The organism is Alteromonas pelagimontana (assembly GCF_002499975.2).
Classification (GTDB): domain Bacteria; phylum Pseudomonadota; class Gammaproteobacteria; order Enterobacterales; family Alteromonadaceae; genus Alteromonas; species Alteromonas pelagimontana.
The window spans coordinates 386666-397722 of sequence record NZ_CP052766.1 but is presented as its reverse complement, the minus strand read 5'-3'; the positions used below and the strand labels follow the sequence as shown (position 1 = coordinate 397722).

General features: G+C 42.5%; 13 protein-coding genes. 7 read left to right on the top strand and 6 right to left on the bottom strand.

Annotated features, from left to right (window positions below):
* The first annotated feature begins 37 nt into the window (after positions 1-37).
* The 3 genes from CA267_RS01705 to CA267_RS01695 all read left to right on the top strand — a co-directional run bounded on the left by CA267_RS01705 (position 38) and on the right by CA267_RS01695 (position 1307).
* Positions 38-346: a hypothetical protein gene (locus tag CA267_RS01705; protein ID WP_170668999.1), complete on the top strand. Its 309-nt coding sequence runs from the start codon at positions 38-40 to the stop codon at positions 344-346.
* A gap of 194 nt (positions 347-540) precedes the next feature.
* Positions 541-816, top strand: a complete 276-nt coding sequence (locus tag CA267_RS01700) for a hypothetical protein (RefSeq protein ID WP_075609075.1) — start codon at positions 541-543, stop codon at positions 814-816.
* A 26-nt stretch (positions 817-842) separates the two neighbouring features.
* Positions 843-1307, top strand: coding sequence for a type II toxin-antitoxin system death-on-curing family toxin (locus CA267_RS01695; RefSeq protein WP_075609076.1), 465 nt, complete (start codon positions 843-845; stop codon positions 1305-1307).
* Between the two features lie 85 nt (positions 1308-1392).
* On the opposite strand, the gene CA267_RS01690 is transcribed toward CA267_RS01695, so the two are convergent.
* Positions 1393-1968, bottom strand: coding sequence for a PEP-CTERM sorting domain-containing protein (locus CA267_RS01690; protein ID WP_075609077.1), 576 nt, complete (start codon positions 1966-1968; stop codon positions 1393-1395).
* Positions 1969-2062: 94 nt separating this feature from the next.
* Between CA267_RS01690 and CA267_RS01685 the strand changes: the two genes are divergently transcribed.
* The 3 genes from CA267_RS01685 to CA267_RS01675 are packed head-to-tail and all read left to right on the top strand — an operon-like array spanning position 2063 to position 5648.
* Entirely contained in the window at positions 2063-2974 is a 912-nt protein-coding gene (locus CA267_RS01685) for a hypothetical protein (RefSeq protein WP_075609078.1), read from the top strand.
* Between the two features lie 3 nt (positions 2975-2977).
* A complete protein-coding gene (locus CA267_RS01680) occupies positions 2978-4618 on the top strand; it encodes an immunoglobulin-like domain-containing protein (protein ID WP_075609079.1) in 1641 nt (546 codons plus the stop codon).
* The gene (locus CA267_RS01675; protein WP_075609080.1) at positions 4611-5648 is read left to right on the top strand and encodes an immunoglobulin-like domain-containing protein; all 1038 of its coding nucleotides are present in this window, start codon (positions 4611-4613) and stop codon (positions 5646-5648) included. The genes CA267_RS01680 and CA267_RS01675 overlap by 8 nt, the downstream gene beginning before the upstream one ends.
* Positions 5649-5693: 45 nt before the next feature.
* Here the strand turns inward: CA267_RS01675 and CA267_RS01670 are convergent, their stop codons facing one another.
* From CA267_RS01670 to CA267_RS01655, 4 genes are all read right to left on the bottom strand, one after another.
* The gene (locus CA267_RS01670; protein WP_075609081.1) at positions 5694-6311 is read right to left on the bottom strand and encodes a PEP-CTERM sorting domain-containing protein; all 618 of its coding nucleotides are present in this window, start codon (positions 6309-6311) and stop codon (positions 5694-5696) included.
* A gap of 131 nt (positions 6312-6442) precedes the next feature.
* Positions 6443-6637 (bottom strand): hypothetical protein, encoded by a 195-nt coding sequence (locus tag CA267_RS01665; protein ID WP_075609082.1) that lies wholly within the window; start codon positions 6635-6637, stop codon positions 6443-6445.
* A 615-nt stretch (positions 6638-7252) separates the two neighbouring features.
* A complete protein-coding gene (locus CA267_RS01660; RefSeq protein WP_075609083.1) occupies positions 7253-8077 on the bottom strand; it encodes a hypothetical protein in 825 nt (274 codons plus the stop codon).
* A 216-nt stretch (positions 8078-8293) separates the two neighbouring features.
* The gene (locus tag CA267_RS01655; protein ID WP_075609084.1) at positions 8294-8872 is read right to left on the bottom strand and encodes a pYEATS domain-containing protein; all 579 of its coding nucleotides are present in this window, start codon (positions 8870-8872) and stop codon (positions 8294-8296) included.
* Positions 8873-9502: 630 nt separating this feature from the next.
* On the opposite strand from CA267_RS01655, the gene CA267_RS01650 reads away from it, so the two are divergent.
* Positions 9503-10702 carry a Rossmann-fold NAD(P)-binding domain-containing protein gene (locus CA267_RS01650; RefSeq protein ID WP_075609085.1) on the top strand — a complete coding sequence of 400 codons (1200 nt, stop codon included), beginning with the start codon at positions 9503-9505 and terminating at the stop codon, positions 10700-10702.
* A 75-nt stretch (positions 10703-10777) separates the two neighbouring features.
* On the opposite strand, the gene CA267_RS01645 is transcribed toward CA267_RS01650, so the two are convergent.
* Positions 10778-10999, bottom strand: coding sequence for a helix-turn-helix domain-containing protein (locus tag CA267_RS01645; protein WP_083638399.1), 222 nt, complete (start codon positions 10997-10999; stop codon positions 10778-10780).
* Positions 11000-11057 lie beyond the last annotated feature (58 nt).

The window sequence follows — 11057 nt, the reverse complement described above, 5'->3', positions numbered from 1 at the left end:
CGTCTCATGGAAGCAGCCGAAAGAGCGTGTATTCCGCATGAACAACACGCCGCTGGCGGGGCAAATAGTTGTCGTTACCATCAATCGCGTGGACAAAGACACGAACTTGGATGGCGTGGTAGATACCGTTTACTGCGAGATATTCACGCGAGTAGCAGATGAAACCACAGGCGAAGTAGTGAACCTAAACGGGCCTCTCAGCACGTTCTTTGAAAACTCAAAGCAGTTAGATGGATTAGAAGCAGCTGAAAATGTGATAGGCCCGTGGATTGCGGTCATGATTGACGAGGCATTGTACAGACAGTTGCGACGCTACCAGATTCAGCAATCGCTCAACCTAATATAAAACTAACGCCGGTATATAACCCGCGCTTGAAGGTTTAGCTGATTACCGTGGATTGCGTGGATAACGCAGCATTTTCGCCGCTTTATGGGGTTTAGCGCGAGTTAGTGGTACAATAGCACTTGTAAGCCGTCTTACAAAGATGTTGAACTTTTCTGCAGAACGCGCATACTAACCTGGTGCAACGGATTTATTACATGCAACAGATTTTATGCGGTTTGGAGCTAAATAAGAGTTTCAAACAGATGTTGCGAGTTAGTTGCGAACGCACAAAAGTATCAATTCATTTTATAGGAGGCATCATGGCCGCAGCACAGCAAAAACAAACAGGTTTCTGTTTGCACGCTCGCACTGCTAATGACGTTGTAAGACCTCGACCTTATAGCGGTAACCACAAAGACGTCGTTAACAAAGCGATTAATGAGTGCAGCTCTCGAAGTGCGCAAATTTTGAAAGAGTTGGCAAAGGTTTAACAAATTAACGTTAGTAGTATCTATCCATGGAAGAAGTAGAGGGAATTAGGTATCTAGACGTAGATGACATTATCGAGTGTAACAAGAAGGCTCTAGCGGTAACTCCGCTGGAGTCTTTTGCTATATTAGATAGAGGAAAGTTAGAATCTGCACAAGCCCGGCCGAGCAGGCTCAGATATTATGAACAGTGTGAAGATGTGTTTTATCTGGCAGCAGCGGTTTTTATTAGCATTAACAAAGCGCATGCTTTCGAGAATGCGAATAAGAGAACCGGCTTTCTGGCAAGTCAAATATTCTTACAGATTAACGGCTATCACTTCCAGCCCATGATAGAAGACGCTATTGATATCGCGGTAAAGGTAGCCAGCGGCGATGAAGAGCACAATAACGAGTTTCTACTATCAAGCTGGTTCAAAGCGTTCAGTAACCTCAATGAGGATTATGAAAGTAGCGAACAGCAAGGTGTACGCACACTCACAGTACCCAAATAAAACTGCAATAAATTGCCAGCAACAAAATCAGCTTAAAAAGAAGGCCTCATTCGAGGCCTTTTTCAATTCCATTACTTTTAACTACTCAAGCACTGAGCTTTTGCTGCCGGCGAAGGCAAAGAGCAATTGCGCCAAAGGCGAATAGGCCGAATGTGGCGGGGGTGGGGACGAAAGATAAAACGGTGTCATCAGAAAAATAAAACGCAGTCGAATTCGGGTAAAAGCTAATAACTCCTTTTGCTGGATTTCCGTTCCCAGCATAAGGCTCAACCACGACATGTATAAAGCCTTGGATATCAAAGGGGGTAGTGTTGTAAAAACTACCTGTGTACACATCTGCGCCAGTGTCTTCAATGATTTCTGAGTGAAATACATGTCCGTTGGACATCAAGCTTATTTGAAAGTCGCCCACTATAGCATCGTTAAACTCGGTAACTATATCGGCATCAAGCCAAGTGAAAGTGTCGGTAAATTGGTATTCGAAACCAACGTATTTATATGCTGAGTTACTTAACAATAAGTTCGTATCGCCAACTATCGTAGGGTATCCAAATCCAATTTTACCAAAAGAACTGAACGGGTCAGATATCTTCGTGAAGCTAGCGTTGGCGGATAGTGAGGTAAATACGCTTAATAAAATAGCGGCTGTTAATAGTTTCATGGTCAATTCCATTTGCTGGTTGGCTAAGTCCATAACTATGTATCAAAAAATATAATTTAACAAGTAGGCAGCTTTAAGTAACAGGATAAATTCTATGGCTCAAGCACCAAGCGAAATTGTTTATATTGGGGACAGGTTTAAATTTATAGATTTCACATCAAGGTGGGCACCCGCACCATTTCACAGGTTAATAACATTTCAAGATGGCGCTGTAGGTGATGGAGTGCAAGGAATGCCTGATGGGTTTGATGGCGATGCTGGGCAGAGTACCTATTCTGATGAGGTCTTATATAAGGGGCGGCAGGTTTGTAAATGTTTTTTGCCGCAAGGCTCTGTGGGGCAGCTTTCTTTTGGCGGGGCTGTCACGTCAGGGGTTAGAGTAGAAAGAGGGCAGACGGTCTGGATACGCTCTATTATATACTTGCCCTCGTCCTTTGACCTCAATGAATCTATGGCGGGGGGTGGTGCTATGAAGTATATGCGCCAGAAAGTTACCAACGACTCTTATTCAGTAGGGCATGCTGATTTATATATACCCGCACCAGATTTAGGTTTGCCTGGGCCATTCAAGCTAGTTATGGAGGCTCACACTTCACAAAGCCAAGGCCATGCAACTCACAACAGTAATATAAATGTTGGAAATCTTGACGACTACCAGCTTCCGAGGGATGAGTTTGTGGAAGTGCAATATGCAGTCACACACGATATCGGCCACTATGAAGAAAGCCGTTGCGTAGCCAGAGTTTGGGTTGGCGACACGCTTCTTGCGGAGAAAAGGGATTTTCACACGATGATAGGTGATACGGATTATTGCGACGTTATCAGGCTGTTTGGTTACTTTAATGCTAATTACAACCCTCCCAATAGTCCTGATTACGATCCTAACGGCGGTGAGCATGGAGTCACTAAAGATATGCACTGCTATTGCGCAGAGTTTGAATGCACAACGGTAGAGCCTACTTATACTGATGCGTTCGGCAATCCTAAACTACCAACGAGACTATAAACGATGCCAAATATTAATTACGGTTGGTTTTTCACTCTTAGCGAAAGCGCCCCTATACCAACACCAATTACAGGGCTGTCAGGCAGTGACTGGGAGGTGGGATTTACTGCGATTAAGGCGTCTCAAGACGACGGCGCAAAAATATATTTCTCAGGTGGGCAAGGCGATGAGTACCGCTCAGTTGATAGGGATGTTTCTTTTAGAAAAGCTGCAACGCAGATTGCTATATGGCGGCATCCTCATTGGAAAAACATCCCTTACCACACGACCCTAAGGGGAGAGGCGGCATCTATTCGATTAGATGCGGAAGGTCACTCCGGGTTGTTTTCAGAGAGCAACGGCGGCACAAACGTCTTTTTTGATATACGCCAACTGGGTATTATATCTGGAAATACTAACCCCTTCCAGATGTCAAAGCTCAAAGCTAGAACGGTATCTACTGATACTATAAAAGCCGACTGGGACGGCAATAAAGTATTAAACGCAGCTGGGACAGATTTCATTTTAAGAACGGAGGCGAATGCAAATCCCACGTTAGCAGATTCTGGCTACGAGCTAAAGCTGTACGATGTATCAGGCAATAATAACCATGTAACACTACCTGCGAGCACCACTTGGCAGTTCATATCGTCCGTAACATTGCCAACCGAGGTGGTTGCTGGCTCCACCGGTAATGTTTTTGAAGCTCCCGTAGGATTCACAGTTGAAGATGTGACTATAGGTGGCTATTCCGTACCATTCACTTTCAATCAGGCGGATGGGACAGGTACTTTTGACGCGCCGGATATGGGTGATACTGTTGCAGGGTTTCCTCTATTTGGTGAAACAACACAAATTCAATTGATTGATAACACTAACGGAAACACTGCTGAAGTTTTGACGCGATGGATCCCACCCTCGCCATATAGCTACGCGACGTTTATATCCAATCCAGATAATACAAAAGTAAACAACGCTTATTATCAGTGGTCAGATCCTCCATTGGCAGGGCATCAAGCTATATTTGATGCCAGTAAGTATACGATTAACAGCTATGGTAGCTTGTCAGTAGTGACAACAGAACCATCATTTGAAGTTACTGAATACTTAAATGATGGAGATCTCAAGGCGTTTCAAAGGTCGTCTAGTAAATCTGGAGAAGCCCCCTTTGACACCACGAAACCTCAGATAAGCATCCCGGGCGAAAATCCGCTGACTATCCAGCAGAATTCGACGTTTACTGCGCCAACTGCGACTGTCACTGATAATGGTGCGCAAATTGGCGCGGTTGAGGGTACGGGAACTGTAGATACCGCAACACCAGGTGAATACACGATAACGTACCCCGGTGCAGAGTTCGTAGACTCCGCTGGTAATGTGGCTGACGACGCGACGCTGACGGTTATTGTAGAAGAGGCCGCTGCTATGGCAAAAATCGATATCACTTCCGGCACAGGCTTAGAGGACGGCGATTATCGCGTGATGCTCTGGTCTGGTCATACTACGAACGACCCGGTCATCTACGACAATGTGCTACCGTTTGTTGATGGAGTTGCGAGCGTCACTGGACTGGATGCAGCTCTAGTCGGACAGACGATTTACGGCGTTGCTCAGCACCCTACGCTCGGGGGCATTCAAATCAAGAAGGTGGCCGTCAATGAGTAACTATAACCAGGCTCAGGCGTTCAATGAATATGGTGGGGCGGTAAATACGCCTCCCCAGTTCAACGATGTAGGCACCATCACCGCTGTAATAGGCGCTGTCGTTTCGCTAGGCGCAGACATCACTATTACTGATGACGGCACAGTGGTTACGCTGGCATGGACACAAGTCGGCGGTAACGATGCGACGATTAATAATCCGGGTGTCAAGAACGCGAACATCGATACCAGCGCGTTAAGTGAGGGCACTCGCACTTTCAGGCTGACGGCAACAGACGACGAGGGCGCTACCTCTTACATCGAACGTGACTTAGTGCTTGCGTTGCCTGCTGATGTTACGCCGCCTGTTATCAGTCTCAACGGGCCGGAATCAGTAACTTTAAGAGTGGGCGAGACATATACGCCTCCGCCAGCAACGGCACTCGATGAACGCGACGGAGATGTGACTGAGCGTATAACGATTAACAATCCGGTCGATATGGAGCAGGCAGGAACCTACACTGTTACGTTTAACGCAACCGACTTAAGCGACAATGCAGCAGAGCCAGTCACGCAGACTGTTATTGTGGAAGTTTACGTTGCAACTGCTGAAGAAGTTCTGGAAATTCTCTCTCTGCTCGAATTCGAAATCGTTAACGATGGCAATGTCACGGCGTATTACGGGCGAGCTAACCGAGAGCGGTTTAGACTGAAACCGACCGCAACTGCTGAAGTAGATTTAACTAAACTTGCGCTTATTGATGAGTTCCTCGACTTCTCGAAAAACCACGTCACGAAAGTAGAGCTACTCAGCAACAAAAAAACAATTTCGTCTGAAACTAATGCGGTAATGATAAAAAAAGAGTCTTTGCTTGTAAGGCTGGGAGATTTAACGACGCCTGGCGTAAGCGGAAGAGACTTGGTTGTTACCTTTATCGTGTACGTGGGAGATGATACAAGGGGTATTGTAATGTCAGGTCGGAATAGTTCAAAAGTAGTAAAAATGGAATTCTACGAAGAAGCCTCTGCAATTGATAAGCTTCCGGCAGCTTAGGCGTATGATGCAGTATTAAAAAAGGCCGGCTAACCGGCCAATCATTTATTTTTTAGACCTTCTGAATCCAGCAAAAGCCAACCCTAAGCCAAAGAGTGCAGCCGTGGCAGGCTCTGGAACAAAGAAATACGGTTCGTCAGCTAGCGTAAACTTATTTCCATCAAGAAACGCAAGCGTGATGGCGCCGTCTTGCTCAAAGTCATATCGCCAATCATCCGTAAATGCGGCTAAGCCAAAACTGAAACCATCGTTTAACTGTTCTGCATACGCCAATCCGGACCACGGATTAGGCTCATCGTAAATAAAGTTTTCAAGTGTGCCTAGGTCAAGAGAGCCAACAGCGGTGCGTTTACCGCTAAAAGCGTGATCTATACGCATTACAAAGCCGAAGAAACCGTTAAGCATGCCTATCAAGTAAAAAGGCTTCTCATAATGGGAATTATCCATATCGATGTTTAATTCCCATTTATAATAGAGTGGGTTGTCAAATGCGAATTCGAATTCATTGTCTCCAACTGCTATATGGCCCAAGTAAGGAGATTCGTCCCAGTCAGAAGAAGTGTGAGTTGTATTGTCTAAGTGATGTTGGTCATAGGTGTACATGAGAGCCGCATTAGCAGCAACAGGCATTAAAAAGGCGAGTGCAAGGATCAGTCGTTTCATGGTCAATTCCTTTTGTTGGTTATTTATTCAAATACTAATGTATACACAAATATAACAGCGCGCAACTTTTAGATCTGATTGTTGAGCGCAGGGGAATTTTAATACTAAACTTACTGATGTTTACGTTCTGCTCAGTCAAGTGATGTGGGTGCGTGGGTTTTATTTCTCATCCACCATGCGATTGCCTCAAGTTCGTCTACAGAAAAATCTGCATCAAGCTGAATGCTGTCGTCACCAGTCCAATCAACCCAATCTGTGCTGTCATGAAGGCTGTTATCTGGCTGTATTCTCTCCCCCAGTATCGCTCTCGCTTTCTCTTCGTTCATAGCTATTCCCAGTCAAATTACTTGTAATTGATTTCCTAACTTAATCATACCGAAAAACGGCAAAACAAACACTTAAATAGCGCAAGTCGTTAGGAACGCATAGCCTTAACTCACCGGAACTGCCGAATAGTTCAAAGGGATTTGAATCCCTTTTGTGGGCCAATTCGGTGTAACCTTATACAGTGGTTTCAAAAACCTAAGTTATTGATTCCAAAAGGTGCGCCATTTCCGGAAATAGCTTTTTTGCCGCCCCCTTAAACAGTCGATTTTCATGGGTTAAGATGCTGAAATAAAAGGATTTTGCACTACCTTTCGCCGCCAACTTGACATGGTAGAGGTCGCCTGTTCGAATCAGGCTAGACGCACCATCTATTTTACTTCCAGAAATTCGTTCCGACGTTATTTTAAAAATATTTGAATTTCTTAACTCATTGACGGCATTGAATTAATCGGTTTTAAGCAGTTTTTTCAGAATCTCTGTTTCTTTTCGTTTTTCCTCTGAAAACTGATGAATACTGTCAGGATGGTCACGAGTGGTCACAATTCGTGACCATCCGTGACCAAATCTAGACTTTACTCCCTCGTTATTTGCCGTTAAAAAGCCATAGAGATTTCCTATTGCTGCATTTTGTATTTAACAAAGTCACCCAAAAAAATTTCCCAATTCTGCTTCGCACAACCACGTATTAAATTGTGCAATGCTGTTTTTTCATGAGTTTTTAGCGAAGTGGCGTTACGAAATAATATGCTGTTTGAAAATATGCCGTAACCGTTTGTCGCGCAGTTAACATTAAACAACGTGACCCCTTCAATCGATGCAAATGCAATATATTCATTATCTCCAGTATTTCTGAAGAATAAATGCAGGCGCACTTGATTATCTAAAAGTATGTAGTGGCCATCAGAGGAGAATAAATTGTCTTTTAACCGTAAATTTGGATGAGCGCACAAAAGTAATATGGATTCTGCGGAAATAGACATTTCTGATTCAAAGGCGTATTTTTTCACTTTTAAGAGCTTTAAGCAGCCGCTTTTTAATGTCGAGCGATGCATGCCTTTTTCAGCAGAAGCTTTTTTTAAGCTGCTAAATGTGCGCCCTTCTGAATCTGTGACCATTAAGGCATTGCTATGTCGAGTAGGGGAGTGACTGGGCAAATCAAGCCACTCTCTAATGCGTCTTCGCCTTAAAGATAAACGTTTACCTACGCTACCTGCTTTAATTTTCTCTTGAGCCGCAAATTGTTCTATACGGTCTTGATAGTTCATCGTTGGCAGTTTTCGCTCTACAATTTCAAGCGCTTCATAAATATTCCATCCGCAGCGGACTCGTTCGAGCACTTTATCGCTATTTAATCCAAAGGTTCTGGCTGCAGCAGACAAGCTGTCATAAACCTGACCTTGTACTTCAACTTGCTTATTATTAGATACATGAGATGTCATGGAATTACTCCTTTCAGTTAAATTCCACAACAGTGTGTTAATTTTTGAGCTTTTCAAAAACTATCGAACCGAGAAACTAAAAGTGGGCCTATAGAAAGAATAAGTGAAGTGAGAAAAATTAAACGCCCCCGGCACTGTTAAAAAAACTCGAAGGCACTCGAAGATGAACGAATAGTGAGCATCGGCGCGTAACTGAGGCCCGACGCGAGTGTGTTCTTAAGTTCTGATATAGTTTTTATCTAGTGACAAAGTAATATATCTCTGTAATAGGAAAGGCTCTTGTCTGTCTCGTAAGTATACCTTAGCTTGAAGTACATACTCACCGTTTGCCAATTCTTTTAAAAGGAATCTATTTTGTTTTTGCGATCTAGTTTGTATGGGTTCTTCGTAACTTTTATGCAAGAAATACTCAACGTATTTGACTCTATCCAATGCTCCTTTGTAGTAAGAATCTACAACAACTCTAATATCGTAATGCGGGATTCCGGTTAAACCAGTTCTTGCTTGAAATTCTGATTGCTTCTCCTCTCGCAGAAAAGAAATGTGGTTCAGAAAGACGTAGTCTGCAGGAATTTTTTCTGCTTCAATTAGCTCAGTCTGCGCTGGCTGCCCTGCTCCTATGGCAACACTTGCTGGCTCGACAGATAGCTCTACATACTCACTAACTTTTAGAGAAAAACCACCCCCTGAATTTTTTGAGTGCATAAAAAGGTTCCATGCGAAGAAAAGCGCAAACCCTATTAAGCAAAATTCAATGATCTTAAAAACGACTTCAATCACCTGGCTAATTTCCATTGTTTACCCTCCGTCCGTGACATAAATGGTCTTACTTATTAAATGTGGACATCCATGTTGAACGTATGCCACTTCGTATTTATATGGCTTGCATAGCACAGTGTTTTTTTACAGGGGTGCGTTACAACAAAATTTTATTTCTTAAAGTGAGTTGAATTTCTCTCCGAAAATCAGTTTGATTTCTATGAGATTAGTCAATTATTCCACCACGATATTGTCTCAGCAATTGGATCTTCTATCCATGCTGAAAGTTTCACCGATACTTATTGCTAGGTCGTGGTATTGTATGAAACTAAATTACATAGATCTGTTATTATGAACTATTAACTCAAGTTATACACTCCGATGATTAAACGCGCTATTGAGATATCGCACAAGTAGACTATTTAATCATATGTGGCAATGAAATCCCTGTTCACAATAGTTCTTGAGTATAAACCCGTGACCGTGGTTAAATAATATCCAATCAGTTTCACTTACGTTTCAGCTCCCACAGAGACCCCCTCAGACAACGTCGATCTGTCTTATAAATTAGTTAGTAATAATTGTAATTAGCAATTGTAATTATTATGTATTTGAGGTTACTTTGCGATAACAATAGTTGAAATTAAGTTAGTACAAGGATGTTAAATGAAATTAACGACAATCGAACAATCAGCAAAACGCCTATTTGATGCTCGTGTTAGGCACGTTAAATATCGTGGTCTCGAAGAATTGCACAACATTCTTGAAGAGTCTTATAAACTTCACGAAAGGCTAAAAATTGTTCCGGGAAAAAAGGAAGGGCTTCAAAATATAGATGAATTTTTATTGCTTAAAGCGCTACGTAACTACTCAGTTCATACAGGAGATTTCTTCGGTGGTGTTTATACATATGATCTCGAAAAGCTTGCTCCGGAGTTTTTGCGTTTCCATATAAGTCTTTACCAACTATGTCTAATAAATAAAAACGAAGTGAAGCGAGCGATCAATTCTGAGAAGCCGCTGCTAAACTACGCACAGGAGCAGGCTAAACTTGAAGCTATTAATCGTCAGTTAATACCTTATGGAGATTACTATGATCTAGAGCCAGTTGTTTTTAATTTCATTGCAAAACTCTATGAAGAGCTACTTCCGTTGAGACTATCTATATCAGGGGAAGGTTATTCCACCATACAAGATTCCTACAATGAAGAAACCCGTGCTGGCATGAGCCATTATGTACCAGTAGAGCCTATCCCTTTTCCTTTTGAAAAGGACAAATTTATGGAGAATCTAGTTCCACTTGGTAGTGGAAAACTGGAAACCAGGGATGAATTCGAAAATATAACTACAACCGGCCTAAACTATTTAGGCTACACGTTGCTTCAAACTGAAGTTCCCCCAGGTTTTGAGTATCTGGTAGATGCGCATAAAACAATGGCTATGGAGCTTATTGGCAGTAAAAATGAATTTATAGAACTCGCTGCCTCTTTGCCGCACTATATGGGTGCTGCAGTCATCCTAGATGATGAAATGAAAGATATTAATGTACGGCAATTCAACATTAAGCAAGAGTTGGCGGCCTTACAGCAGCACGCCATCCAAATAAATGAAAAGCTATTACCTACACACGATGGAGAATTATTTATACTTGTTTGCGTATCAGGTAAAGCACGCCAGATCACTCCAAACCTTGTTTATAAGGACGAGCTATTCTCATTTTGTGAAGAATTGTCATCTCACCAGAATGAGAAAAAAAGCAATCAAAAAAATATAAAATTACGCGAATCAACTTCAACCAAAGAAAATCACAAGAAAGCGCAAAGCAGGAAAAGAAAAGCTGCTTCAAAAGCTAGAAAAAGAAATTGAAAATAGCAAGGTTGTACACCTTCTTACCGAATAATAGTGAGACACCTATATAGCTTTCAATTAAAAGAGGAAAGTCTAATCCGGCACATACTCAATCACATCCTCAATTTTACAATCAAAGAATTTACATAAAGCTTCTAGCGTGGTGATGCTGGTGTGATAGCCAGTGTTATTGGCTATTTTACTCATGGCTGAGCTTTGAATACCCACCTCATTTGCTAGAAACGACAGTGTTATTTTTCTGCCTTCTTGCTCGGATTTCTGTTTTACCAGCTCTCTTATCTTGTACTTGATCAAAATACGTTTACCAAAAAATACACAAAATTGTCTTGATAAGACGAAAAATGACTTGTAT

Bases quoted from the DNA above. Each gene is read 5' to 3' on its own strand.
- CA267_RS01675 (WP_075609080.1), top strand. From the start codon at position 4,611: ATGAGTAACTATAACCAGGCTCAGGCGTTCAATGAATATGGTGGGGCG.
- CA267_RS01655 (WP_075609084.1), bottom strand. From the start codon at position 8,872: ATGGAAATTAGCCAGGTGATTGAAGTCGTTTTTAAGATCATTGAATTT.
- CA267_RS01685 (WP_075609078.1), top strand. From the start codon at position 2,063: ATGGCTCAAGCACCAAGCGAAATTGTTTATATTGGGGACAGGTTTAAA.
- CA267_RS01650 (WP_075609085.1), top strand. From the start codon at position 9,503: ATGAAATTAACGACAATCGAACAATCAGCAAAACGCCTATTTGATGCT.
- CA267_RS01670 (WP_075609081.1), bottom strand. From the start codon at position 6,311: ATGAAACGACTGATCCTTGCACTCGCCTTTTTAATGCCTGTTGCTGCT.
- CA267_RS01705 (WP_170668999.1), top strand. From the start codon at position 38: ATGAACAACACGCCGCTGGCGGGGCAAATAGTTGTCGTTACCATCAAT.
- CA267_RS01680 (WP_075609079.1), top strand. From the start codon at position 2,978: ATGCCAAATATTAATTACGGTTGGTTTTTCACTCTTAGCGAAAGCGCC.
- CA267_RS01665 (WP_075609082.1), bottom strand. From the start codon at position 6,637: ATGAACGAAGAGAAAGCGAGAGCGATACTGGGGGAGAGAATACAGCCA.
- CA267_RS01695 (WP_075609076.1), top strand. From the start codon at position 843: ATGGAAGAAGTAGAGGGAATTAGGTATCTAGACGTAGATGACATTATC.
- CA267_RS01660 (WP_075609083.1), bottom strand. From the start codon at position 8,077: ATGACATCTCATGTATCTAATAATAAGCAAGTTGAAGTACAAGGTCAG.
- CA267_RS01690 (WP_075609077.1), bottom strand. From the start codon at position 1,968: ATGAAACTATTAACAGCCGCTATTTTATTAAGCGTATTTACCTCACTA.
- CA267_RS01700 (WP_075609075.1), top strand. From the start codon at position 541: ATGCAACAGATTTTATGCGGTTTGGAGCTAAATAAGAGTTTCAAACAG.